Source organism: Nocardioides zeae (assembly GCF_010686755.1).
In the GTDB taxonomy this organism is placed as follows: Bacteria; Actinomycetota; Actinomycetes; order Propionibacteriales; family Nocardioidaceae; genus Nocardioides; species Nocardioides zeae.
Window position 1 is genome coordinate 206,162 of the sequence record NZ_JAAGXA010000005.1, and the last position, 22,488, is coordinate 228,649.

Consider the following 22,488-nt stretch of genomic DNA (forward strand, 5'->3'; position numbering starts at 1 on the left):
ATCGCCCGCGCCGACGCGACGCCGCGGGACCCGCGCTCACGTCGCCCCACCACGAAGGAGAGCCATGAGCGTCGACACCTCGATCACCCTGGCGACCGGGCAGCCGTACCCCTACCGCCGCGCCGAGCTGGTCGAGCCGGACTGGCGGCGGTTCCCCGGGTGGCGGGACGTGACCGAGGCGGAGTGGCGCTCCGCGCAGTGGCAGCGCGTGCACTGCGTGAAGAACAACAAGCAGCTGCGGGAGCTCGTCGGCGACCTCCTCGACGAGTCCTTCTTCGCCGACCTCGAGCGCGACCAGGCCGAGCGCGCGACCATGTCGATGCTCCTGCCCCCGCAGATGGTCAACACCATCGCGCCCGACCTCGCGCCCGCCGGCCCCGGCTCGCTGACGGAGGCGTGGCTGCGCGACCCGGTGCGGCACTACATGCTGCCCGTGTTCTCCGACCGGCGCGCCGACTGGCCCTCGCACCCGCACGCGAGCCGCGACTCGCTCCACGAGCACGACATGTGGGCGACGGAGGGCCTGACGCACCGCTACCCCACGAAGGTGCTCGCGGAGGTGGTGCCGACCTGCCCGCAGTACTGCGGGCACTGCACCCGCATGGACCTGGTCGGCAACTCCACCCCGACCATCACCAAGCTCAAGTTCGCGGCCAAGCCCGCCGACCGGCTCGAGGACATGCTGGACTATCTGCGTCGCACGCCGTCGGTGCGGGACGTCGTCGTGTCCGGCGGCGACGTGGCGAACCTGCCCTGGCCGCGGCTCGAGGCCTTCCTCGCGGCGCTGCTCGAGATCGAGAACGTGCGCGACATCCGGCTCGCGACGAAGGCGCTCGTCGGCATGCCGCAGCACTGGCTCGGCGACGACGTGCGCGCCGGGGTGGAGCGGGTGGCCCGTACGGCGCGGGACCGGGGCGTCGCGCTGGCGATGCACACCCACGCGAACCACGCGGCCTCCGTCACGCCGCTCGTCGCCGAGGCGACCCGGGCGATGCTCGACGCCGGCCTGCGGGACGTGCGCAACCAGGGCGTGCTGCTCGACGGCGTCAACGCCGACCCCCACGCGCTGCTCGACCTGTGCTTCCGGCTGCTCGACGGCGCCGGCATCACCCCGTACTACTTCTACATGTGCGACATGATCCCGTTCGCGGAGCACTGGCGGGTCTCCGTCGCCGACGCGCAGCGGCTCCAGTCGGCGATCATGGGCTACCTACCGGGCTTCGCCACGCCGCGCATCGTCTGCGACGTGCCCTTCGTGGGCAAGCGCTGGGTGCACCAGCTCGCGTCGTACGACGAGGTGCGGGGCATCAGCGGCTGGACGAAGAACTACCGCACGACGCTCGAGCAGGACGACCCCGAGGCGCTGGAGCGGCACTACTCCTACTACGACCCGATCCACACGCTGCCCGCCGAGGGCCAGGAGTGGTGGCGGGCCCAGGTGGCGGCGTCGGTCCCGGTCTGAGGACACCACCCCCGCGCCCGGCCGGGCGCGGGGGTCAGGAGACCGTGCGGTTCTCGTAGAACGTCGTCAGCACGATGGTGGTGCGGGTCGAGACGTTCGCGGCCGCGCGCACACGGGCGAGGAGGTTCTCGAGCTCCGCGGGCGTCGCCGTGCGTACCTTGAGGATGTAGGACTCCTCCCCCGCCACCGACCAGCACGACTCGATCTCGCCGATGCCGCGCAGGCGCTCCGGGGAGTCGTCGGGCTGCGACGGGTCGATCGGGCGGATCGAGATGAACGCCGTCAGGGGCTGCCCGAGCTGCTCGTAGTCGACGGTCGCGCCGTATCCCTTGATGACCCGCCGCTGCTCGAGCCGCTTGACCCGCTGGTGCACCGCGGACGTCGACAGCCCCGTCGCGCGACCGAGGTCGGTGAAGGACATCCGGCCGTCCTGGGCCAGGAGGGCGAGGATCTTCCGGTCCGTCTCTTCCACGGCGGACACGTTAGGGCATCACGGCCCGCGCGGGCCGCTGGTCCGTGGCAGGATCGCGCCGTGCCGACCCGAACCCCGCGCCTGCTCCTGCTCGACACCGCCTCGCTCTACTTCCGGGCGTTCTTCGGGGTGCCCGACTCGATGCGCGCGCCGGACGGCACGCCGGTCAACGCGGTGCGGGGGCTCATGGACTTCATCTCGCGGCTCACGGACGAGTACCGGCCCACCCACCTCGCCTGCTGCTGGGACGACGACTGGCGCCCGCAGTGGCGCGTCGACCTGCTGCCGACCTACAAGGCGCACCGCGTGGTCGAGGAGCGGCCCGCCGACCCGGACGTCGAGGAGGTGCCCGACCCGCTCCAGCTGCAGGTCCCGATCATCCGCGAGGTGCTCGCGGCGTGGGGGCTGCCGGTCGTGGGGGCGCCGGAGCACGAGGCGGACGACGTGATCGGCACCCTCGCCACCGGGGCGGGGATGCCCGTCGACGTCGTCACCGGCGACCGTGACCTCTTCCAGCTCGTCGACGACGCGGCCGAGGTGCGGGTGCTCTACACGGCCCGCGGGGTCGGACGCCACGAGCGGGTCACCGAGGACGTCCTGCTGGAGAAGTACGGCGTGCGCGCCGACCAGTACGCCGACTTCGCCACGCTGCGCGGAGACGCCTCGGACGGCCTGCCCGGCGTCAAGGGGGTCGGCGAGAAGACGGCCGCGACCCTGCTCGGACGGTTCGGCGACATCGCCGGGATCCGCGCTGCGGCCGAGGACCCCGCGGCCGACATGGCCCCCGGCGTGCGGGCGAAGGTGAAGGAGGCCGCGCCGTACCTCGACGTGGCACCGAGGGTGGTCGCCGTGGTGCGCGACCTCCCCGTCCGCGACGCCGACCTCACCCTGCCGACCGCGCCGGCCGACCCCGAGGCCGCCGCGGCGCTCACCGAGCGCTGGGACCTCGGCTCCAGCGCCACCCGCCTCACCGAGGTGCTGGGGTCGCTCGGCGCCTGAGACCTGGGGCGCGTCGAGTTGTCACGTACGCCGCGTCAACGTGTCGAGTTGGGTTGTACGGCGCGGCTCAGGCGCCGAGCTGGGACGGTACGGCTGGATCGGATCCAGCCGAACAACCCAGCTCAACGATCCTGCCGCGCCGAACGACCCAGCTCGACGACACCGCCGCGGCGTACGTGACAACTCGGCGGGGAGTTGCGGGGCCCTGCGTACGGTGGGGCGCATGTCACGCATCGCCATCGTCGGAGGAAATGGTCAGATCGCCCGGCTGCTGCACCCCCTGCTGGTGCAGGCGGGGCACACGCCGGTCGCGCTCGTGCGCACGGCGTCCTACGCCCCCGACCTCGAGGCGCTCGGCGCCGAGGTCGGCATCCTGGACATCGAGAACAGCCGGCCCGAGGACTACGCGACGGCGTTCGAGGGCGCCGACGCGGTCGTCTTCGCCGCCGGGGGCGGGCCCGACGGCAACGCCGAGCGCAAGCGCACCGTCGACCTCGGCGGCTCGCTCGGCTCCATCGCCGGCGCCCGCCAGGCCGGGGTCGAGCGCTTCGTGCAGATCTCTGCGATCGGGGTCGACCAGCCGGTGCCCGACGACACCGAGCCGGTGTGGAAGGAGTACGTCGCGGCCAAGCGCGACGCCGACAAGGCGCTCCGCGCCTCCGGCCTCCACTGGACCATCATTCGGCCGGGGCGCCTCACGGACGACCCGCCGACCGGCACCGTGACTCTCGCCCCCGAGGTGGAGCGCGGCGACGTCACCCGCGGCGACGTGGCGGCCGTGGTCGCCACCGTGCTCGACGAGCCGACCTCGGTCGGCCACCAGTGGGAGCTCGTCGGCGGCAGCACGGCCGTCGTCGATGCCGTCAGGTCCGCGACCGCCTGAGACCCGTCTCCAGCGACACCCGACCCTCGCCCGGCCGACCCGCCGGGCGGGGGTCCGTCGCGAGGAGGGCCAGGGTGCGGACGTCGAACCGCTCGTCGCCGTGCCGCAGCTTCGCCCGCTCGACCCCCTCCGGGACGAAGCCCACCGCCTCCGCGACCGTGCCCGACGCCGGGTTGTTCGTGCGGTGCCCGAGCTCGAGCCGGAACAGGTCGAGGTCGGTGAACGCCCAGTCGACGACGGCCGCGAGCGCACGTCGCACGTGCCCGCGACCGCGCACCGCGCCCGAGCTGAAGTAGGACACCCACGCGGTGCCGTGCCGCCGCGACACCTCCGCCAGGCCCACGTTCGCCACGGGCGTCCCGTCGACGACCACCGCGAGCGGGTACTGCTCCCCGGCCGCCGGGTCCGGCTGCCACGCCAGCATCCGCTCGAGGCAGGCCGCCGCATCGTCCAGCGTGCGCACGGGCCACGGGTACTGCGTGTCGAGGTCCGTCGACGCCGCGAAGATCGCCAGCACCGCCGGCGCGTCCTCGCGCCGCCAGGGCCGCAGCAGCAGGTCCCCCACCTCTCCGCCCCCGGCTCAGATCTCGGCTGCGACCGTCGTGTAGGCCACGATCCCGCGGTTGAGCAGGTCGCCCGCCTCCCGCGCCGTACGACGCAGCGCGGTGCTCGTCGTCGCGGCAGCGATCTGGTCGGTGACGTCGAGGAGCTGCTTGACGACCCGCACGAAGTCGCCGGCCGGCATCCCGGTCGCGCGCAGGATGTCGTCGAGGTCGTCGCCCCGCGCCCACGCGTGCGCCGCCCATGCGAAGCCGGCGTCGGGCTCGCGCAGCTGGTCGAGCCTGTGGTGCTTCTCGAGCGCGGACAGGTCGGCCCACAGCCGACGGGTCAGGCTGACGGCCTCCGAGACCTTCGCCGACGGCAGTCGCGGTCCCCGGCCGTCCTCGGTGCGGCGCGCCTCGAAGACGAGCACCGACAGGGCGGCCGCCAGGTCGGGCGCGTCGAGGCCCTCCCAGACGTCGAGGCGCAGCGCCTCGGCGGCCACGAGGTCGAGCTCCGAGTAGATCCGCATGAGCGCCCGCCCGCGGTCGGTGACGATCTCGCCGTCGAGGTAGTCGAGCGCCTTGAGCACGTCGCTGACCCGGTCGAACTGCCGCGCGATCGTGTTGGTGCGCGACTCGATCCGGCGGCGCAGCGTGCTCGCCTCACGGTCGAGCTTGAACCAGCGCTCCGCCCACCGGGCGTGCGTCTCGCGGTCGGGGCAGGAGTGGCAGGGGTGCGCCTTCATCTCGGCCCGCAGCCGCTCGACCTCGGCCGCGACCCGCTCCGGACCGCTGCCGCGGCCGTCGGCCCCGGCCGCCCTGCCCGCACGGGCCTCGCGGGCCCGCTCGACCGGCGGGGGCGGCGGGAGGTCGCGCACGTGGTTGGCGAGGTACGCCGCCAGGTCGCGCCGCTGCTGGGGATTGCGGCCGTCGAAGTTCTTGGGCACGCGGATGCGGCTGGCCGCGCGCACCGGCTCCGGGAAGTCGATGAGGCCGAGGCGCCGCGACTGGCGACCGACCGTCACGACCGAGGGCCGGGGCTCGTCGCGCCCCAGGCCCGGGTCCGTCACCACGGCCCAGCCGGCGAACTTGCCTCCGGGCACCTTGATGACGTCGCCGACCTTGAGCCGGGTCAGGGAGCCCACGACGTCCTCGCGCCGGTCGGTGCGACGTGCCCGTGACCCCTCCTTCTCGGCCTCGGACACGCGGCGGCGGAGCGCGGCGTACTCCATGAAGTCCCCGCGGTCGCAGGCCGCGGACTCCGCGTAGCCGGCGAGCGCCTCGTCGCTCTTGTGCAGCTGGCGGGCGAGGCCCACGACCGCCTTGTCGGCCTGGAACTGCGCGAACGAGCTCTCGAGGAGCTGGCGCGAGCGGTCACGGCCGAACCGGTGCACGAGGTTGACCGCCATGTTGTAGGACGGCCGGAACGAGGAGCGCAGCGGGTAGGTGCGGGTCGACGCGAGCCCGGCGACGTCCGTCGGGTTCATGCCCTGCTGCCAGACGACGACCGCGTGGCCCTCGACGTCGAGCCCGCGACGCCCGGCGCGGCCGGTCAGCTGGGTGTACTCCCCCGGCGTGATGTCGGCGTGCGCCTCGCCGTTCCACTTCACCAGCTTCTCGAGCACCACGGTGCGGGCCGGCATGTTGATGCCCAGCGCCAGCGTCTCGGTGGCGAAGACGGCCCGCACCAGGCCGCGGACGAAGAGCTCCTCGACGCACTCCTTGAAGGTCGGGAGCATGCCGGCGTGGTGGGCGGCGACACCGCGCGTCAGGCCTTCGAGGAAGGTGGCGTAGCCGAGCACCTGGCGGTCGGCGCGGGGCAGGTCGGCGCACCGCTCCTCGACGTAGGCGCGGATCTCCTTCTGCTCCTCGGTGTCGGTGAGCCAGAGGTCGGCGTCGAGGCACTGGGACACCGCGGCGTCGCAGCCGGCGCGGCTGAAGATGAAGGTGATGGCCGGCAGCAGTCCCTCGCGGTCGAGGCGCTGGACGACCTCGGCGCGGCTGGGGATCCACATGCGCCGCCCGTTGCCGACGTCGCGACCGCGGCCGGCGCCACCGCGGCCCTGGCTGCCGCCGTGGCGCTGCCCCTTGGGCGTGCGCCGGTCACGGATGCGGCTGCTCGCCCAGTCGTCGCGGGCGATCTTGAGCAGGTGGGGGTTCACCTTGGCCCCGTCGCCCGCGAACCCGGCGCTCGCTGCCTCGTCGCTGCGGGCGAACAGGTCGTGCAGCTGGCGCCCGACGATCACGTGCTGGAACAACGGGACGGGGCGGCGCTCCTCGACGATCGTCGTCGTGTCGCCGCGCACCGTCGCGAGCCACTCGCCGAACTCCTCGGCGTTGGACACCGTCGCGGACAGCGAGGCCACCACCACGGACTCCGGGAGGTGGATGATGACCTCCTCCCAGACGGCACCGCGGTTGCGGTCGGCCAGGTAGTGCACCTCGTCCATCACGACGTAGCCGAGCTCGGACAGCGTCCGCGAGCCGGCGTAGATCATGTTGCGGAGCACCTCGGTCGTCATGACGACGATCGGCGCCTCGCCGTTGACCGCGTTGTCACCGGTGAGCAGGCCGACGCGGTCCGCGCCGTACCGGTCGACGAGGTCGTTGTACTTCTGGTTCGACAGCGCCTTGATGGGCGTCGTGTAGAAGCACTTGCGCCCCTCGGCCAGCGCCAGGTGCACCGCGAACTCGCCCACCACGGTCTTGCCGGAGCCCGTCGGCGCGGCGACCAGCACGCCGCGACCGTCCTCCAGCTCGCGGCAGGCGCGCAGCTGGAAGTCGTCGAGCCCGAAGGAGAACCCCGCGGCGAAGTCGTGGAGCAGCGGGTGCGACTGGGACTTGCGGAACGCGGCGTACCGCTCGGCGGCGCTCGGCTCGGCGGTGTCGGACCGGTCGGTCATGGGCAGCCCCTTCAGGCGATCACCGTGAGCGCCGCGGGAACGGCGGTCACGGTCAGCGGGAGGGAGCCGAGGGGCTCCCCGTCCGCGTAGGCGGTGATGTCGGCGGCGGCGATCGTCGCCGACCGGACCCGGTGGTGCTCGTAGGCCGGGTGGGTGGTGTGCGTGCCGCGGTAGAGCCGGGGGAACGCCCGCACGAGGCCACGACGGTCGAGCGAGCGCACGACCACGACGTCGAGCAGCCCGTCGTCGGGCTCGGCGCCCTCGGTGATGCGCAACCCCCCGCCGAACGAGGAGGTGTTGCCGACGGCCGCGAGCACGCCCTCCACCGTACGCACGCGCCCGTCGAGCTCGAGCGTGTAGCGACGGGGAGCCAGGCTCCGGAGCTCGACGGCGGTCGCCGCGACGTACCGCAACGGCCCCCGCGGCCAGGTCATCGCGTCGGCCCGCTCCGCCACGAGGGCGTCGAAGCCGCACGCCACGACGGTGGCGACGTAGCGGTCGCCCACGCGGGCGACGTCGAGGGTACGACGCGGTCCCGCGATGATCCGGTCCGCCGCCGCTCGCGGATCGGCGGGCAGCCCGAGCTCGCGCGCGAGGTCGTTCCCCGTGCCCGCCGGTACGACGCCGAGCGGGACGCCCGCCGGCACGACGTGCTGGAGCGCGAGGTGGACCGTCCCGTCGCCGCCGCAGGCGACGAGCGCCTCGACGCCGTCGGCCACGGCGGCACCCGCCAGCCGGCGCGCCTCGTCGACGTCACGACCGACGAGGTCCAGCACCTCGAACCCGGCGTCGCGCAGGCGCGGCAGCACGACCGACCGCGCGCGGGCACCACGGCCCCGACCCGCGCCGGGATGGGTCAGGAGGGCGATCCGACGCACGGCCGCCTCAGATCGGCGACGGCTCGTCGGGCGAGAGCCCGGAGTACGGCGACCGCGCGGCCTTGCGCTTGTCGAGGACCCGCGCGATGACCTCCGAGACGCCCACGAGGGCGCACATGGGGAGCGCGAGGAAGAGCATCGTGAAGGGGTCGGTCGACGGCGTGGCGATCGCCGCGAAGACGAAGATACCGATGATGAACCAGGGGCGGTACTGCCCGATGACCCGGCCCGGGAGCAGGCCCGTCAGGTTGAGCAGGATGAGAAAGACGGGGATCTCGAACGAGATGCCGAAGACCAGCAGCGTGCGCACCAGGAACGAGAAGTAGTCGCCGAACTCCACCAGGTTGGTGAGGTCGGCCTGCGTGAACCCGATGAGGATCTCGAGGCCCTTGGGCAACGTCAGGTAGCCCACCAGCACGCCGACCATGAAGAGCGGTCCGGCGAAGGCCGCGAACACGCGGCTCCACTTGCGCTCGTGGGCGTGCAGCCCCGGGAGGATGAACGACCAGATCTGGTGCAGCCAGTAGGGGCTGGTCACGACGAGCGCGGCCATGCCGCAGAGCTTGAGGTAGAGCACGAGCGGCCCGCCCACACCGGCGATGGTCGCCTGGGTGTCGGTGTCGCCGCCGAGCCGCTCGGCGGCCTGCTTGTAGGGCTCGAAGACCAGCGCGAAGATCTGGTCGAAGAAGAAGAGCGCGACGATGAGCGCCACGACCCAGGCGGTGACGGCACGCATGACGCGGCCGCGCAGCTCCCGCAGGTGGTCGGAGAGCGCCATCCGGCCGTCGTCGCCGACGGTGTGGACCGGGCGGACCGAGTAGAAGCGCAGGAGTCCCTTGATAGCCACGGAGGACGGTGCGGAGGTCAGCCGTTGGTGGTGTCGCGACGCTCCTGGCGCAGGGCCTCGGCGTCGTCCACCTGGCGGGCCTCGAGCGGCAGCTCGGCCGTGGTGCCACGGCCCTTCGCGTCCTTCTCGTCGTCGTCGTCGTCGACGAGGCCCTTGGTCTCCGACTTGAAGATGCGGAGCGCCTGGCCGGTGCCGCGGGCCAGCTCGGGGAGCTTCTTGGCGCCGAACAGCAACACGATCACCAGGATGATCAGGACGAGCTCCCACCCTCCCGGGAAGGTGACGAGAGGCAGAACCACGGTATTCCTCACAGACTGTCGGAGACGGCTCGTCCACTGTACGCGACGTCAGGCGTACAGGCTGAGGGTCTCCTGTGCACGCGCGGTGAACGATGCGGCGAGCTCCGCCGGCGCCAGGACGGTGACGTGCGGTGCGTGCCGCGAGACGAGGCGCACGAGCCACCGCGGGTCGACGACGTGGAGGTCGACCTCCGACCGGCCGTCGGCGCGGTCACGCTGCGCGACGACGGGGAGGTAGTCCGGCAGCCACCGCACCTCGGCGTCGAGGAGCAGCGTCGCGAGCGGGCTGTCGGCGGGCGGCACGAACGGCTCGAACGTCGCCTGCGCCGCCTCGGACCCGGTCGCCTCCGCCGGGGAGGCGTCGGCGCGGACGACCACGGGCGTGTCCAGGGTGCGGGCCTCCACGATGCGGTCGACGCGGAAGGTGCGGGGCGCGTCGGCGGCGTGGCACCAGGCGTCGAGGTAGGCGACGTTCCCGTGCTCGGTGACGAGGTGCGGGTCGACCGTGCGCTCGACCACCTCGTCCCGCGAGGGCACGTGGTAGCGCAGCAGCACCTGCCGCTCCGCGGTCACCGCCTCCTCCAGCTGCGCCCGCACGTCGGCGGCCGGGTCCACGCCCGAGCCGTCCTCCCCCGCGTCGATGGCCGCCTCGTCGCCGAGGGCGGCCTCCAGCTTGTGCAGCACCCGGTCCACGACGTCCCGGGTGTCCGCCTCCGCCGACCCGCGTACGACGCGGAGCGCCACCACGAGGGCGGAGGCCTCGGTGGGCGAGAGCCGCAGCGGGCGGTCGAGGTAGTCGGCGTTCGACATGCGGATCAGGCGGTCGCCGTCCGGCTGCACCAGCGCCGAGATGTCGACGTCGATGAGGTCGTCGGGATAGCCGCCGGGCAACCCGCACATGAAGAGCACGTGCAGGTCCTTCACGATCTGCTGCGGCGTCAGCCCCAGGTCGCGCGCGGCCTCCTCGACGTGCACGGTGCCCCGCGCGTTGAGGTAGGGCACGAGGGCGAGCATCCGCCCGACCTGCTCGCGGGCGCCGGTGCCGGCCGTGCTCATGCGGGCTCCTCCTCGGGACGGGTCGTCGGCTCGAGCGCCGCGCGCAGGGCGGCGACGACGTCGCTCCGGAGCGCGGGGGGCGCCTCGACGACGACGTCGGGGCCGTGCTCGAGCACGAGGCGCAGGGCCACCGGACCCGACCACGGCAGGGTGACGCGGTCCCACGCGTCGGTGCCGTCCGGTCCCCGCACCTCGGGCTCCGTGCTCGTGGCGTCGCGCCGCAGCGCGAAGCCGGCCCCGCGACGTACCAGGAGCACGGCGGGGTCCCCCGTCGGCGGCGCCGGCCGCAACCGGCGCGCCACCTCGGAGACGTCCACGCCGGGCGGCGGCACGAAGGCGTCGCGGCGTCCCACGGCCCGCGCCGTGCCGACGATGCGCGACAACCGGAAGACGCGCTCGGCGTCCCGGTCCGTGTCGAGCCCGACGGCGTACCAGCGGCTGCCGTAGCGGACGAGACCCCACGGCTGGAGGTGCCGACGCGCGGGGGCAGCGTCGCGCCGCCCCCGGTAGTCGAACTCCACCGCCGTGCGCGAGTGCACGGCCTCGACCATCACCTCGAAGGAGGGCTCCTCCGCACCGACCCGCGGCACCGCGACGCCGAGGTCCGCGGCGTCGATCGTCTCGGCCGCCTCGCTCTCCGGGTCGCCGTCCGCCCCGCGGCGGGCCGCGGTGAGCTTGCGCAGGCCGGTGCGCGCCGCGTCCGAAAGCCGGGCGCTCTGCCACACCTGCGTCGCGACACCGAGCACCGCCGCTTCGTCGGGCTCCAGGGCGATCTCCGGCAGCGCGAACTCGGCCGCCGGCACGCGGTAGCCGAGCTCGTCCTCGAAGAGCGGGTCGAACGACCCGACCTCGACCGGTACGCCGAGCCCGCGGAGCTCGTCCTTGTCGCGCTCGAAGGCCCGGTCGAACGCGGTGTCGCCGAGATCGGCGTAGAGCTCCGCCCGGATCCGCGCCTTGGAGACGAAGCCGCGCTGCACGAGCAGCATGATGAGCAGCTTCATGAGCCGCTCGCTGCGCCGTCCGCTCATGGCCGTGTCATCGGATCGCGCGTCGCGTCACTCGGTGGCCGGCGCGGTCGGGTCAGCGGGCGCCTCGGTCGACTCGGTCGCAGCCGGGTCGGTGGCGGCCGGGTCCGTCGGGTCGGTCGCGGCCGGGTCGGTGGCCTCGGCGTCGGGCGACTCGGTCTCCGCGGGGGCCTCCGGGAGCACGACCGAGCCGAGCACGTCGACGACGAAGTAGAGCGTGTCGGTCGGCGCGATGCCCGCCTGCTCGTTGCCCGTCTCGCCGTAGCCCAGCGCCGGCGGGATGCCGAGCACGACCCGCGTGCCCGCCTTGAGACCGACGAGGGCCTCGTTCCAGCCCTCGATCACGCCGGCGTTCGGCCCGCCCACCACGAAGGTGCGCGGCAGACCACCGGAGTACGACTCGTCGAAGGGGGCCTCGCCCCCGTAGACCTGGCCGAGGTAGTTGGCGACCAGCAGGGCGCCCTCCTCGACGACCGGGCCGTCGCCCTCGACGAGGGTGGCGACCTGCAGCTCGTCGGTCGGCTCGGCCGCGCCCTCGAAGTCGAAGCCCGTCACCTCGTCGCCGCTCTCGACGAGGGTCGGCAGGCCCTCGGGTGCGGCCACCTCGGTGCCCTCGGGCCCGTCGAGCGCCACCGCCAGCACGTCGATGACGTAGACGACCGAGTCGCGGTTGCCGATCCCGATGTTCGCCTGCCCGTCACCGCCGAACGCGTTCTCGTAGTCCGAGACGACGAGGACGCGCGACCCGGCCTTGACCCCCTCGAGGGAGTCGGCGATCGACGCGGGCATGGCGTTGGTGAGCGGGTCGAGCAGCAGCGAGGCCGCCGTCTGCTGGACCGCCGCGGCCACCGTCGTCGACGGGGCCTCGGACGAGACGGGGAGGATGCCGGGGTCGCCGTACTCCCAGGTCGAGAACGCCTCCTGGCCGGAGAACCCGTTCCCGATCCACGCCTGGAGGACCACGTTGGAGCCCTCCTCGACCGTCGGGCCGTCGCCCTCGATGACCGTCTCGGACGCGAAGCCTTCCGGGGACAGCTCCCCGTCGATCTCGACCTCGGGCACGAGCCCGAGCTCACCGCTGACGGTGACCTGGTCGAGACCTGCGTCCTGGTCGTCGGAGCTGCCGCACGCGGCGAGCGCGGTCAGCGGCAGGACCGCGGCGAGGAACGCGCCGGACACACGGCGGACGGACCGGGAAGTGCGCACGAGGACACCCTTCGTCTCGAATCGGCAAGGAACCGCGGTCACCTTACCGACCCTCCTCGCGCGGACCGGGCGGCATACCCCCTGTGGTCACATCCCGTCGATGAGGCGCTGGACGCGCTCGTCCTCCGAGCGGAACGGGTCCTTGCACAGCACGGTGCGCTGGGCCTGGTCGTTGAGCTTCAGGTGCACCCAGTCGACCGTGAAGTCACGGCGCCGCTCCTGGGCCTTCTTGATGAACTCGCCGCGCAGCCGCGCCCGCGTCGTCTGCGGGGGCACCGACTTGGCCTGGAGGATCTCGATGTCGCTCGTGACCCGTGCCGCCCTGCCCCGGTTCTGCAGCAGGTAGAACAGGCCGCGGTCGCGCCGGATGTCGTGGTAGGCCAGGTCGAGCTGGGCGATGCGGGGGTGGCTCATCGGCAGCCCGTGCTTGGCGCGGTAGGCCTCGATGAGCTTCCACTTGATGACCCAGTCGATCTCGGTGTCGACCAGACCCAGGTCGTCCGACTCGACGGCCTTGATGCCGCGCTCCCACAGGTCCAGCACGCGCTCGATCAACGGCGTCGAGATGCCGCGGCGGTCGACGAAGTCGCGTGCCTTCGACAGGTACTCGCCCTGGATCTCGAGCGCGCTCGCCTCGCGCCCGTTGGCGAGCCGCACCCGCCGCTGGCCGGAGGTGTCGTGCGAGATCTCGCGGATCGCGCGGATGGGGTTCTCGAGCGTGAGGTCGCGCATGACGACCCCCTCCTCGATCATGCGCAGCACCAGGTCGCAGCTCGCCACCTTCAGCATGGTGGTGGTCTCGCTCATGTTGGAGTCGCCGACGATGACGTGCAGCCGCCGGTAACGCTCGGCGTCGGCGTGCGGCTCGTCCCGCGTGTTGATGATGGGGCGGCTGCGCGTGGTCGCGCTGCTGACGCCCTCCCAGATGTGCTCCGCACGCTGGCTGACGGTGTACGTCGCCCCCCGCGGCGTGTGCGTCACCTTGCCGGCCCCGACGACGATCTGCCGGGTCACCAGGAACGGGATGAGGACGTCGGCCAGCCGGCTGAACTCCCCCGCGCGGCTCACCAGGTAGTTCTCGTGGCAGCCGTAGGAGTTGCCCGCCGAGTCGGTGTTGTTCTTGAAGAGGTAGATGTCGCCGGCGATGCCCTCGTCGTGGAGCCGCTGCTCGGCGTCGACGAGCAGGCCCTCCAGGACGCGCTCGCCGGCCTTGTCGTGGGCCACGAGCTCGGCGATGTCGTCGCACTCGGGCGTCGCGTACTCGGGGTGGCTCCCCACGTCGAGGTAGAGCCGGGCACCGTTCCGCAGGAAGACGTTGCTGCTGCGCCCCCAGGACACGACGCGACGGAAGAGGTAGCGCGCCACCTCGTCGGGGCTGAGCCGTCGCTGCCCCCGGAACGTGCAGGTGACCCCGTACTCGTTCTCGATACCGAAGATCCGACGGTCCATGACCGAACGATACGGCTCCCGTGGTGACGACGGGGGCGACACGACGAGTTGCGTCGTGCCGCCCCCGGGTCGAGGTCGCGCCCTGGAAGCCCCAGGTCAGGCGTCCGCCGGGGAGCCCTGCGGACCCAGCAGCGTCGCGAGCTGCGCGGCCCGCAGCCGGCGGAACTTCCGCGGCTGCACCCGGGTGCGGTCGAGCACCGCCACCTCCAGCTGCTCGACACCGATGCTCCGGTCGGCCTCCTCGCCCCGCTCGTTGCGGGAGTGGCCGAGCGCCGCCACGGCGACGCCCAGCGCGCCCGCGAGGTCCGCCCCCTCCTGGTAGTGCTCCTCCAGGTAGGACCCCACCACGTCGGCCGCGCCTCCCATGACCGCGTAGCGGTGCTCGTCGAACACCTGGCCGTCGTAGGTCAGCCGGTAGAGCTGGTCTCCAGCGGCCGACTCGCCGATCTCGCCGACGAAGATCTCCACCTCGTACGGCTTCTCGCCGCCGGAGGAGAAGATCGCCCCGAGGGTCTGCGCGTACGCGTTCGCGAGGCTGCGCCCGGTGACGTCGCGCCGGTCGTAGGAGAACCCACGCATGTCGGCGAGCCGGACACCGGCGATGCGGAGGGACTCGAACTCGTTGTAGCGCCCGACCGCGGCGAAGGCGATGCGGTCGTAGATCTCCGAGACCTTGTGCAGTGCCTGCGACGGGTTCTCCGAGGCGAAGAGGATGCCGTCGGCGTACTGCACCGCGACCACCGAGCGACCGCGCGCGATGCCCTTGCGCGCGAAGTCCGCCCGGTCCTTCATCTGCTGCTCGGGCGAGACGTAGAACGGCATGCTCATCGGGCGTCCTCCCCTGGGGTGTCGGGCTGCTCGACCCGGGCGAGCGGGCCGTTGGGCTGACGCAGCCGACCGGCCACGACCTCCTCGGCCAGGGCGTTGACCTCGGCCTCCGAGAGCCGGGCGCCCCCGTCCGCCGTGATCACGTGCACGATCGGGAAGATGCGCCGGGTGAGGTCGGGGCCGCCGGTCGCCGAGTCGTCGTCGGCCGCGTCGTACAGCGCCTGCAGGGCCACGAGCGCCGCGGTGCGCGCGTCGAGGTCGGGCCGGTAGAGCTTCTTCAGCGAGCCGCGCGCGAACAGCGAGCCCGAGCCCACCGCGTGGAAGCCGTTCTCCTCGCCCCGACCGCCGACGACGTCGTAGCTGAAGATGCGTCCCTCTCCGCTGTCGACGTCGAAACCGGCGAACAGCGGCACGACGGCGAGGCCCTGCATGGCCAGGCCGAGGTTGCCGCGGATGAGCGCCGAGAGCCGATTGGCCTTGCCCTGCATCGAGAGCGTCGTGCCCTCGATCTTCTCGTAGTGCTCCAGCTCGAGCTGGAAGAGCCGCACCATCTCGACGGCGAGACCGGCCGTGCCGGCGATGCCGACGCAGCTCAGCTCGTCGGCCGGGAACACCTTCTCGATGTCGCGGCTCGAGATGATGTTGCCCATGGTCGCGCGGCGGTCGCCCGCCATGAGGACGCCTCCCGGGAAGGAGAGCGCGACGATCGTCGTGCCGTGCGGCGCGAGGTCGCCCGCCGAACCCGCGGGCAGGGCCCGACGGCCCGGCAGGAGGTCAGGCGCCTGCGCCGCGACGAAGTCGCTGAAGGAGGAGGAGCCGGGCGTCAGGTACGCCGCGGGGAGCCGGGCCCCGAGTCCCTGGGCCGGCCCGTGGTGGTTCTCAGTCACGCGTCACTGCCCGCCCTTCTGGATGAAGGACTTCACGAAGTCCTCCGCGTTCTGCTCGAGCACCTCGTCGATCTCGTCGAGGATCGAGTCCACGTCGTCGTCGAGCGCCTCCTTGCGCTCCGCGACCTCGCTGCTCGCCTCGGCGGTGACCTCCTCGGTCTCCTCGTTCGATGACCGGGGCTGCTTCTGCTCCTGTGCCACGACCGCACCTCCTCGTCGACGGGCTCTCGGGCGTCGGGACTCCCCGACGTCGAGCCGTGGTGACGACCCTACCGACTCGACGGCGCCGGAGGGGGCTCGTCCGGCGTCAGCCGGTGAGCGCCGCGAAGAGCTCCTCGGCCGAGTCGCAGGCGTCGAGCAGGCGCCCCACGTGGGCCCGGGTGCCTCGCAGCGGGTCGGTCGTGGGGATGCGCTGCAGCGACTCCCGGCCGGGCAGGTCGAAGATCACGGAGTCCCACGAGGCGGCGGCGACGCTGTCCGCGAACTTCTCGATGCAGCGCCCGCGGAAGTAGGCGCGCGTGTCCTCCGGCGGCTCGTGGATCGCCGCGGCGACCTGCTCGTCGGTGAGCAGCCGCTCGATCCGGCCCGCGGCCACCAGCCGGTGGTAGAGCCCCTTCTCGGGGCGGATGTCGGAGTACTGCAGGTCGATCAGGTGGAGCTTCGCGTCGTCCCAGTCCAGGCCGTCGCGCTCCTGGTACTGCCGCAGCAGCGCGTACTTCGCCACCCAGTCGAGCTCGCCCGCGCACGCGAACAGGTCACGCTCGAGGCGGTCGAGCACGGAGCCCCAGCGCACGAGCACGTCCTTCGTCGCCGCGTCGACGTCGCCGCCGAGCCGCTCGTCGACGTACTGGTGGGCGAGCTCCAGGTAGACCCGCTGCAGCTGCACGGCGGTGAGCCGGCGGCCGTCCTTGAGCGTCACGAGGTGGGTGAGCGTGGGGTCGTGGGAGACGGCGCGCAGCGCCGCGACGGGGCCGTCGACCGAGAGGTCGGCGTCGATGAAGCCGTCCTCGATCATGGCGAGCACGAGCGCGGTCGTGCCGACCTTGAGGTAGGTCGAGACCTCCGCGAGGTTGGCGTCGCCGATGATGACGTGCAGCCGGCGGTGCTGCTCGGGATCCGCGTGCGGCTCGTCGCGGGTGTTGATGATCGGCCGCTTCAGCGTGGTCTCGAGCCCGACCTCGACCTCGAAGAAGTCCGCGCGCTGGCTGACCTGGAACCCGTGGGCGCGGCCGTCCTGGCCGATCCCCACCCGGCCTGCACCGCACACGACCTGCCGGGAGACGAAGAACGGCGTGAGGTGGCGCACGATGTCGGCGAAGGGGGTGGAGCGCCGCATCAGGTAGTTCTCGTGGGCGCCGTAGGAGGCGCCCTTGTTGTCGGTGTTGTTCTTGTAGAGCACGATCGCCTGGCCCTGCGGCAGCTGCGCGGCGAGCCGCGTCGCCTCGAGCATCACCCGCTCGCCGGCCTTGTCCCAGCGCACCAGGTCGAGCGGCGTGACGACCTCGGGGCTCGAGTACTCCGGGTGGGCGTGGTCCACGTACAGCCGCGCGCCGTTGGTGAGGATGCTGTTCGCGAGCCCCAGGTCCTCGTCGGTGAGGAGCGACGGATCGGCCTGGCCGCGGCTCAGGTCGAACCCGCGGGCGTCCCGCAGCGGGTTCTCCTCCTCGAAGTCCCAGCGAGCGCGGCGGGCGCGCAGGGCCGACGACGCATAGGCGTTCACGACCTGCGACGAGGCGACCATCGGGTTGGCGGTCGGCTGCCCGACCACGCTGATGCCGTATTCCACCTCGGAGCCCATGACCCGGCGCACGCTCATGCCGCGAGCGTACGCCGGGCCGGGGACGGTCCTGCGCGGAGAGGGTGGGTCAGAGGTACTGGCCGGTGTTGCTGACCGTGTCGATCGAGCGCCCCGGCTCCGTGCCCTGCTTGCCGGTGATGAGGGTGCGGATGAACACGATCCGCTCGCCCTTCTTGCCGGAGATCCGCGCCCAGTCGTCGGGGTTGGTCGTGTTGGGCAGGTCCTCGTTCTCCTTGAACTCGTCGACGCACGCCTGCAGCAGGTGCTGCACGCGCAGCCCCTTCTGCTGGAGCTCGAGGAAGTCCTTGATGGCCATCTTCTTCGCCCGGTCGACGATGTTCTGGATCATCGCGCCCGAGTTGAAGTCCTTGAAGTACATGACCTCCTTGTCACCGTTCGCGTAGGTCACCTCGAGGAAGCGGTTCTCCTCGCTCTCGGTGTACATGCGCTCCACGGTGGCGCGGATCATGCCGTCGACGCACGCCTGGCGGTCGCCGCCGAACTCGGCGAGGTCGTCGAGGTGCAGCGGCAGGGTGGTCGTCAGGTACTTGCTGAAGATGTCCCGCGCCGACTCCGCGTCGGGGCGCTCGATCTTGATCTTCACGTCGAGGCGGCCGGGTCGCAGGATGGCCGGGTCGATCATGTCCTCGCGGTTCGAGGCACCGATGACGAGCACGTTCTCCAGCGTCTCGACGCCGTCGATCTCGCTCAGCAGCTGCGGCACGATCGTGTTCTCGACGTCGGAGGAGACACCCGAGCCACGCGTGCGGAACAGCGAGTCCATCTCGTCGAAGAACACGATGACGGGCGTGCCCTGGCTGGCCTTCTCGCGCGCCCGCTGGAACACGAGCCGGATGTGGCGCTCGGTCTCGCCGACGTACTTGTTGAGCAGCTCGGGACCCTTGATGTTGAGGAAGAACGCCCGCGCGTCGGAGTCCTCCCCCGTCTTCGCCGCGACCTTCTTGGCCAGCGAGTTGGCCACCGCCTTGGCGATCAGCGTCTTGCCGCAGCCGGGCGGGCCGTAGAGCAGGATGCCCTTCGGTGGCTTCAGCTCGTGCTCGAGGAACAGGTCGGGGTGCAGGTAGGGCAGCTCCACCGCGTCCTGGATGGCCTCGATCTGGGCGCCGAGGCCACCGATCGACTCGTACGCGATGTCGGGCACCTCCTCGAGGACCAGCTCCTCGACCTCCGACTTGGGCACGACCTCGTAGGCGTAGCCCGCCCGCGAGTCGAGGAGGAGCGAGTCACCGGCCCGCAGCGGGTGGCCGATGAGCGGCTCCGCGAGCCGCACCACCCGCTCCTCGTCGGCGTTCGCGATGACGAGGACGCGCTCGCCGTCGGCGAGCAGCTCCTTGTACATCACGACCTCGCCGACCTGCTCGAACTCGAACGCGGCGACGACGTTCAGCGCCTCGTTGAGCAGGACCTCCTGGCCCTTGCGCAGCGACTCGGCGTCCACCGCCGGGCTGACCGACACGCGCAGCTTCCGACCGCCGGTGAAGATGTCGATCGTGTCGTCGTCGTTGCGTTGGAGGAAGACACCGAAGCCGGCCGGCGGCTGCGCCAGGCGGTCGATCTCCTCCTTCATGCTGGTGATCTGGTCGCGGGCATCGCGCAGCGTGCTCGCAAGGCGCTCGTTCTGGCTCGTGACCGCAGCGAGCGAGCGCTGCGTGTCGGCGAGCCGGAGCTCGAGGCCGCGGTCGTCGGATGTCGACATGGTCGTCACCACCTCCTGAGGGTGATCCCGACCCTACTCGCGCGACGCGCCGATGGAAGGGAACCCGCCACCAAGTGAGCGACGTCCTGCGCTCAGAGGTCGGTGCCCTCCAGCTCGATCCCCGGGGGCAGGTCGCCGGGCCGCGGACCGCTGTAGTCGGGTCCGTAGGCACCCGGCGCCGGCCGCCGCTTCTTGACCGGCGGGCGCTGGCCCGGCGCCATTCGCCGCGAGGTCACGAGGAAGGCGGTGTGGCCGATCATCTTGTGGCCCGGTCGCACCGCGAGCCCCTCGACGTGCCAGTCGCGCACGAGCGACTCCCACGCCTGCGGCTCCGTGAAGCCGCCGTGGGCACGGAGCGTCTCGACCACCCGGCTCAGCTGGGTCGTGGTCGCGACGTACACGCAGACGATGCCGCCGGGGCTGAGCACGTCGGCCACCGCGTCGACGCACTCCCAGGGCGCGAGCATGTCGAGGATCACACGGTCCGCACCCTCGCCGCGACGCGGCAGCTCCTCGGCGAGGTCGCCGAGCCGCAGCGTCCACGACGGGTGCGAGCCGCCCTCGGGGGCACCGAAGAACTGGTGCACGTTGCGGCGTGCGACGTCGGCGAACTCCTCGCGACGCTCGTAGCTCGTCACCGTGCCGTACGGGCCGACCGCCCGCAGGAGCGAGCAGGTGAGGGCACCGGAGCCGACGCCGGCCTCGACGACCCGCGCGCCGGGGTAGATGTCGGCGAGGGCGACGATCTGCGCGGAGTCCTTCGGGTAGACGACTGCGGCCCCGCGCGGCATCGAGACCACGAACTCGGACAGCAGGGGGCGGAAGACGAGGTACTCCCCGCCCGCCGACGACGGGATCGTGAAGCCCTCCTCCCGGCCGATCAGGTCGTCGTGGTCGAGGTGTCCGCGGTTGCTGAAGAAGCGCTTGCCGGCCTCGAGGCAGAAGTTGTGGCGGCGGCCCTTCTGGTCCGTGAGTCGCACCCACTCCCCCTCGCGCAGCGGGCCGCGGTGGACGCCCGACCACGCCTCCGGGGGCACGTCGGGGGCGTCGGTCGCCGGGGCCGCGGCGGGGGCGTCGGTCTCGGGGGCTGCGTCGGACATGCGGCGCAGGTTATCGGTCGTCGGCGCGCAGGGCCTGATCGAGGTCGCCGGCCGTCAGGACCCCGTACGGCGCACCGTCGGCCCCGACGAGCAGGTACTCCGCCGCGGGGCGGCGCCGCAGCGCGTCGATGAGCTCCTCGCCGGCCACGTCGACCGGCAGCCGCAGGCCCGCCTCGAGCGTGCGGGCCACCGTCGACACGGCCGCCCAGGGCCGGCGGTCGACGGGCATGCGGGCGAGCGCCGCCTCGCTGACGATCCCGACCGGCGACCCGTCGGGGGCGACGGTGACGATCCCCCCGGCCTCCTGCTCCTGCGCGCGGCGCACCGCCTCGGCGACCGACACGTCCGCCGGCACGAGGGCCACCCGCCGGGCGAGCGGCCGGGCGGCGAGCCGGGGCAGCCGCTGGCGCAGCCGCGCGTTCGCGATGACCGCGCTCGCCCCGGTCCAGAGGAAGGCCGCCACGACCCCGGCGAGGACGAAGTCGAGCAGGCGGGGCTGGGTGTCGAGCACGGCAGCCAGCAGCAGCGGCCAGCCGAGCGAGAGCACCGCGACGACGCGGCCGCTCCAGCCGGCCGCGATCGCGCCACGGAGCGGGTCGCCGGTCAGGCGCCAGACGCCGGCCTTCATCACCCGACCGCCGTCGAGGGGCAGCCCGGGCACGAGGTTGAGCACGCCGACGAGGATGTTCGCGCCCGCGAGCGCCTCCACGGCCATCCGGAGCAGCCCGTCGGGCGTCACGAACCAGAGCCCGACCGCCCCGATCCCGACCGCGATCGAGGTGAGCGGACCGACGACGGCGATCACCAGCTCGTCGCGCGGTCGCCGTGCCTCCGTCTCCACGGCCGTCATGCCGCCGAGGAAGTGGAGGGTGATCGACGTGACGCGGTAGCCGTAGTGGCGGGCGGCGACGGCGTGGGACGCCTCGTGGAGCAGCACGGAGAGGTAGAGCAGCACGGCGAAGGCGAGCCCGGCGACGTACTTGCCCGCCCCGAGCCCCGGCTGCACCTGCTCGATCCGGGGCGCCAGGACGACGGCGATGAGCCCCGCCACGAGGAACCACGAGCCCGAGACCAGCACGTCGCTGTCGGCGATGCGCCCGACGCGGACGGTCCCGCGGGGTCGGGGAGCGCGCGGCTGCTCGGGTGCGTCGCGGTCGGCTCGGTCCACGTGGCGAGGCTATCCGCCACGGCCACGCGGGACCGTCGGTGGCCCGGCCCCGTCCTGTCGGTGGACTGTCGGCGGCCTGTCCTAGGGTGATCCGCATGTCCTCGCCCGCCGACGCCGTCACGACGCTCGCCGCGTCGGAGGAGGTGCTCGGCACCCTGTCGCCCAGCCGGGCGGGCGACTTCCTGACGTGCCCCCTGCTCTACCGGTTCCGGCACGTGGACCGGCTCCCCGAGCGTCCCTCGCTCGACGCGGTGCGCGGCACCGTCGTCCACCGCGTGCTGGAGCTGCTCTTCGACCTCCCCGCGGGCGAGCGCACCCCCGACCGCGCGGCCGGGATGGTCCCCGCCGCCTGGGCCGAGGTGCGGGAGCGCGAGCCGGCCGTGGCGGCCGAGTTCGCGGCGACGGGCACCACGGAGGAGGCGTGGCTCCGCACGTGCGACGCCGTGCTGGCGCGGTACTTCACGCTGGAGGACCCGACGCGGCTCGAGCCGGCGGAGCGGGAGCTCTACGTGGAGACCCTGACCGACACCCGCCTCCTGCTGCGCGGCTTCGTGGACCGTCTCGACGTCGCGCCCGACGGACAGCTGAGGGTGGTGGACTACAAGACGGGCCGCGCCCCGGGCGTCGGCTTCGAGGGCCGGGCGCTGTTCCAGATGAAGTTCTACGCGCTGGTGCTGCAGCGCACGCGGGGCGTGCTGCCGGCCATGCTCCAGCTGATCTACCTGGGCAGCGGCGAGATCATCCGCTACGTGCCCGACGAGTCCGACCTGCGCGCCACCGAGCGCAAGGTCGAGGCGGTCTGGCGAGCGATCAGCGCCGCGCGCGCGTCGGGCCAGTGGGAGCCCCGGCCCGGCAAGCTCTGCGGGTGGTGCTCCCACCAGGCGCTCTGCCCGGCGTACGGCGGCACTCCCCCGCCGCTGCCGGCCCCCGAGCGCGCCCCCGCGCCGCCCACCCCCTGATCCCGGAGGG

The 22,488-nt window shown here is 72.8% G+C and carries 21 protein-coding genes; 4 read left to right on the top strand and 17 right to left on the bottom strand.

Annotation, left to right across the window (positions count from 1 at the left end):
• The first annotated feature begins 64 nt into the window (after nucleotides 1-64).
• Nucleotides 65-1,462 carry a KamA family radical SAM protein gene (locus G3T38_RS09110; RefSeq protein WP_163771977.1) on the top strand — a complete coding sequence of 466 codons (1,398 nt, stop codon included), beginning with the start codon at nucleotides 65-67 and terminating at the stop codon, nucleotides 1,460-1,462.
• A gap of 34 nt (nucleotides 1,463-1,496) precedes the next feature.
• Here G3T38_RS09110 and G3T38_RS22605 read toward each other — a convergent pair whose 3' ends face one another.
• Nucleotides 1,497-1,934: an AsnC family transcriptional regulator gene (locus G3T38_RS22605; protein ID WP_163771978.1), complete on the bottom strand. Its 438-nt coding sequence runs from the start codon at nucleotides 1,932-1,934 to the stop codon at nucleotides 1,497-1,499.
• Nucleotides 1,935-1,994: 60 nt separating this feature from the next.
• Here G3T38_RS22605 and G3T38_RS09120 point away from each other — a divergent pair, with 60 nt between their 5' ends.
• Entirely contained in the window at nucleotides 1,995-2,933 is a 939-nt protein-coding gene (locus tag G3T38_RS09120) for a 5'-3' exonuclease (protein WP_338037554.1), read from the top strand.
• Nucleotides 2,934-3,156: 223 nt separating this feature from the next.
• The gene (locus G3T38_RS09125; protein WP_163771979.1) at nucleotides 3,157-3,816 is read left to right on the top strand and encodes an SDR family oxidoreductase; all 660 of its coding nucleotides are present in this window, start codon (nucleotides 3,157-3,159) and stop codon (nucleotides 3,814-3,816) included.
• Here G3T38_RS09125 and G3T38_RS09130 read toward each other — a convergent pair.
• From G3T38_RS09130 to G3T38_RS09205, 16 genes are all read right to left on the bottom strand, one after another.
• Nucleotides 3,797-4,381 (bottom strand): GNAT family N-acetyltransferase, encoded by a 585-nt coding sequence (locus G3T38_RS09130; RefSeq protein ID WP_206675834.1) that lies wholly within the window; start codon nucleotides 4,379-4,381, stop codon nucleotides 3,797-3,799. The two genes, G3T38_RS09125 and G3T38_RS09130, sit on opposite strands and share 20 nt — an antisense overlap.
• Nucleotides 4,382-4,396: 15 nt before the next feature.
• Nucleotides 4,397-7,261 carry a DEAD/DEAH box helicase gene (locus G3T38_RS09135; protein WP_163771980.1) on the bottom strand — a complete coding sequence of 955 codons (2,865 nt, stop codon included), beginning with the start codon at nucleotides 7,259-7,261 and terminating at the stop codon, nucleotides 4,397-4,399.
• Nucleotides 7,262-7,272: 11 nt separating this feature from the next.
• Nucleotides 7,273-8,139, bottom strand: a complete 867-nt coding sequence (locus G3T38_RS09140) for a YegS/Rv2252/BmrU family lipid kinase (protein WP_163771981.1) — start codon at nucleotides 8,137-8,139, stop codon at nucleotides 7,273-7,275.
• Nucleotides 8,140-8,146: 7 nt separating this feature from the next.
• On the bottom strand, nucleotides 8,147-8,986 hold the full coding sequence (gene tatC / locus G3T38_RS09145; protein WP_338037555.1) for a twin-arginine translocase subunit TatC: 840 nt from the start codon (nucleotides 8,984-8,986) through the stop codon (nucleotides 8,147-8,149).
• 17 nt (nucleotides 8,987-9,003) lie between these two features.
• On the bottom strand, nucleotides 9,004-9,285 hold the full coding sequence (gene tatA / locus G3T38_RS09150) for a Sec-independent protein translocase subunit TatA (RefSeq protein WP_163771982.1): 282 nt from the start codon (nucleotides 9,283-9,285) through the stop codon (nucleotides 9,004-9,006).
• 48 nt (nucleotides 9,286-9,333) lie between these two features.
• Nucleotides 9,334-10,341 (bottom strand): helix-turn-helix transcriptional regulator, encoded by a 1,008-nt coding sequence (locus G3T38_RS09155; RefSeq protein ID WP_163771983.1) that lies wholly within the window; start codon nucleotides 10,339-10,341, stop codon nucleotides 9,334-9,336.
• Nucleotides 10,338-11,369: a helix-turn-helix transcriptional regulator gene (locus tag G3T38_RS09160; RefSeq protein ID WP_163771984.1), complete on the bottom strand. Its 1,032-nt coding sequence runs from the start codon at nucleotides 11,367-11,369 to the stop codon at nucleotides 10,338-10,340. The genes G3T38_RS09155 and G3T38_RS09160 overlap by 4 nt, the downstream gene beginning before the upstream one ends.
• A 27-nt stretch (nucleotides 11,370-11,396) precedes the next feature.
• Complete coding sequence (locus G3T38_RS22610; protein WP_163771985.1) at nucleotides 11,397-12,572, bottom strand: FKBP-type peptidyl-prolyl cis-trans isomerase; 1,176 nt, start codon at nucleotides 12,570-12,572, stop codon at nucleotides 11,397-11,399.
• Nucleotides 12,573-12,659: 87 nt separating this feature from the next.
• Nucleotides 12,660-14,021, bottom strand: a complete 1,362-nt coding sequence (pafA, locus tag G3T38_RS09170) for a Pup--protein ligase (RefSeq protein ID WP_163771986.1) — start codon at nucleotides 14,019-14,021, stop codon at nucleotides 12,660-12,662.
• Nucleotides 14,022-14,117: 96 nt separating this feature from the next.
• Nucleotides 14,118-14,849 carry a proteasome subunit alpha gene (prcA, locus tag G3T38_RS09175; protein WP_163771987.1) on the bottom strand — a complete coding sequence of 244 codons (732 nt, stop codon included), beginning with the start codon at nucleotides 14,847-14,849 and terminating at the stop codon, nucleotides 14,118-14,120.
• Entirely contained in the window at nucleotides 14,846-15,736 is an 891-nt protein-coding gene (gene prcB, locus G3T38_RS09180) for a proteasome subunit beta (RefSeq protein WP_163771988.1), read from the bottom strand. Before prcB ends, prcA begins: the two co-directional genes overlap by 4 nt.
• Nucleotides 15,737-15,739: 3 nt before the next feature.
• The gene (locus G3T38_RS09185) at nucleotides 15,740-15,937 is read right to left on the bottom strand and encodes a ubiquitin-like protein Pup (protein WP_163771989.1); all 198 of its coding nucleotides are present in this window, start codon (nucleotides 15,935-15,937) and stop codon (nucleotides 15,740-15,742) included.
• 106 nt (nucleotides 15,938-16,043) lie between these two features.
• Nucleotides 16,044-17,552, bottom strand: a complete 1,509-nt coding sequence (gene dop / locus G3T38_RS09190; RefSeq protein ID WP_163771990.1) for a depupylase/deamidase Dop — start codon at nucleotides 17,550-17,552, stop codon at nucleotides 16,044-16,046.
• A 49-nt stretch (nucleotides 17,553-17,601) separates the two neighbouring features.
• A complete protein-coding gene (gene arc / locus G3T38_RS09195; RefSeq protein ID WP_163771991.1) occupies nucleotides 17,602-19,251 on the bottom strand; it encodes a proteasome ATPase in 1,650 nt (549 codons plus the stop codon).
• A 92-nt stretch (nucleotides 19,252-19,343) separates the two neighbouring features.
• Complete coding sequence (locus G3T38_RS09200) at nucleotides 19,344-20,351, bottom strand: tRNA (adenine-N1)-methyltransferase (RefSeq protein ID WP_163771992.1); 1,008 nt, start codon at nucleotides 20,349-20,351, stop codon at nucleotides 19,344-19,346.
• Nucleotides 20,352-20,361: 10 nt separating this feature from the next.
• The gene (locus G3T38_RS09205) at nucleotides 20,362-21,519 is read right to left on the bottom strand and encodes a M50 family metallopeptidase (RefSeq protein WP_163771993.1); all 1,158 of its coding nucleotides are present in this window, start codon (nucleotides 21,517-21,519) and stop codon (nucleotides 20,362-20,364) included.
• A 95-nt stretch (nucleotides 21,520-21,614) separates the two neighbouring features.
• Here G3T38_RS09205 and G3T38_RS09210 point away from each other — a divergent pair, with 95 nt between their 5' ends.
• The gene (locus G3T38_RS09210; protein WP_163771994.1) at nucleotides 21,615-22,478 is read left to right on the top strand and encodes a RecB family exonuclease; all 864 of its coding nucleotides are present in this window, start codon (nucleotides 21,615-21,617) and stop codon (nucleotides 22,476-22,478) included.
• Nucleotides 22,479-22,488: the final 10 nt, after the last annotated feature.

Bases quoted from the DNA above. Each gene is read 5' to 3' on its own strand.
- G3T38_RS09110 (WP_163771977.1), top strand. From the start codon at position 65: ATGAGCGTCGACACCTCGATCACCCTGGCGACCGGGCAGCCGTACCCC.
- G3T38_RS09125 (WP_163771979.1), top strand. From the start codon at position 3,157: ATGTCACGCATCGCCATCGTCGGAGGAAATGGTCAGATCGCCCGGCTG.
- G3T38_RS09135 (WP_163771980.1), bottom strand. From the start codon at position 7,261: ATGACCGACCGGTCCGACACCGCCGAGCCGAGCGCCGCCGAGCGGTAC.
- G3T38_RS09155 (WP_163771983.1), bottom strand. From the start codon at position 10,341: ATGAGCACGGCCGGCACCGGCGCCCGCGAGCAGGTCGGGCGGATGCTC.
- G3T38_RS09160 (WP_163771984.1), bottom strand. From the start codon at position 11,369: ATGAGCGGACGGCGCAGCGAGCGGCTCATGAAGCTGCTCATCATGCTG.
- pafA (WP_163771986.1), bottom strand. From the start codon at position 14,021: ATGGACCGTCGGATCTTCGGTATCGAGAACGAGTACGGGGTCACCTGC.
- prcA (WP_163771987.1), bottom strand. From the start codon at position 14,849: ATGAGCATGCCGTTCTACGTCTCGCCCGAGCAGCAGATGAAGGACCGG.
- dop (WP_163771990.1), bottom strand. From the start codon at position 17,552: ATGAGCGTGCGCCGGGTCATGGGCTCCGAGGTGGAATACGGCATCAGC.
- arc (WP_163771991.1), bottom strand. From the start codon at position 19,251: ATGTCGACATCCGACGACCGCGGCCTCGAGCTCCGGCTCGCCGACACG.
- G3T38_RS09200 (WP_163771992.1), bottom strand. From the start codon at position 20,351: ATGTCCGACGCAGCCCCCGAGACCGACGCCCCCGCCGCGGCCCCGGCG.
- G3T38_RS09210 (WP_163771994.1), top strand. From the start codon at position 21,615: ATGTCCTCGCCCGCCGACGCCGTCACGACGCTCGCCGCGTCGGAGGAG.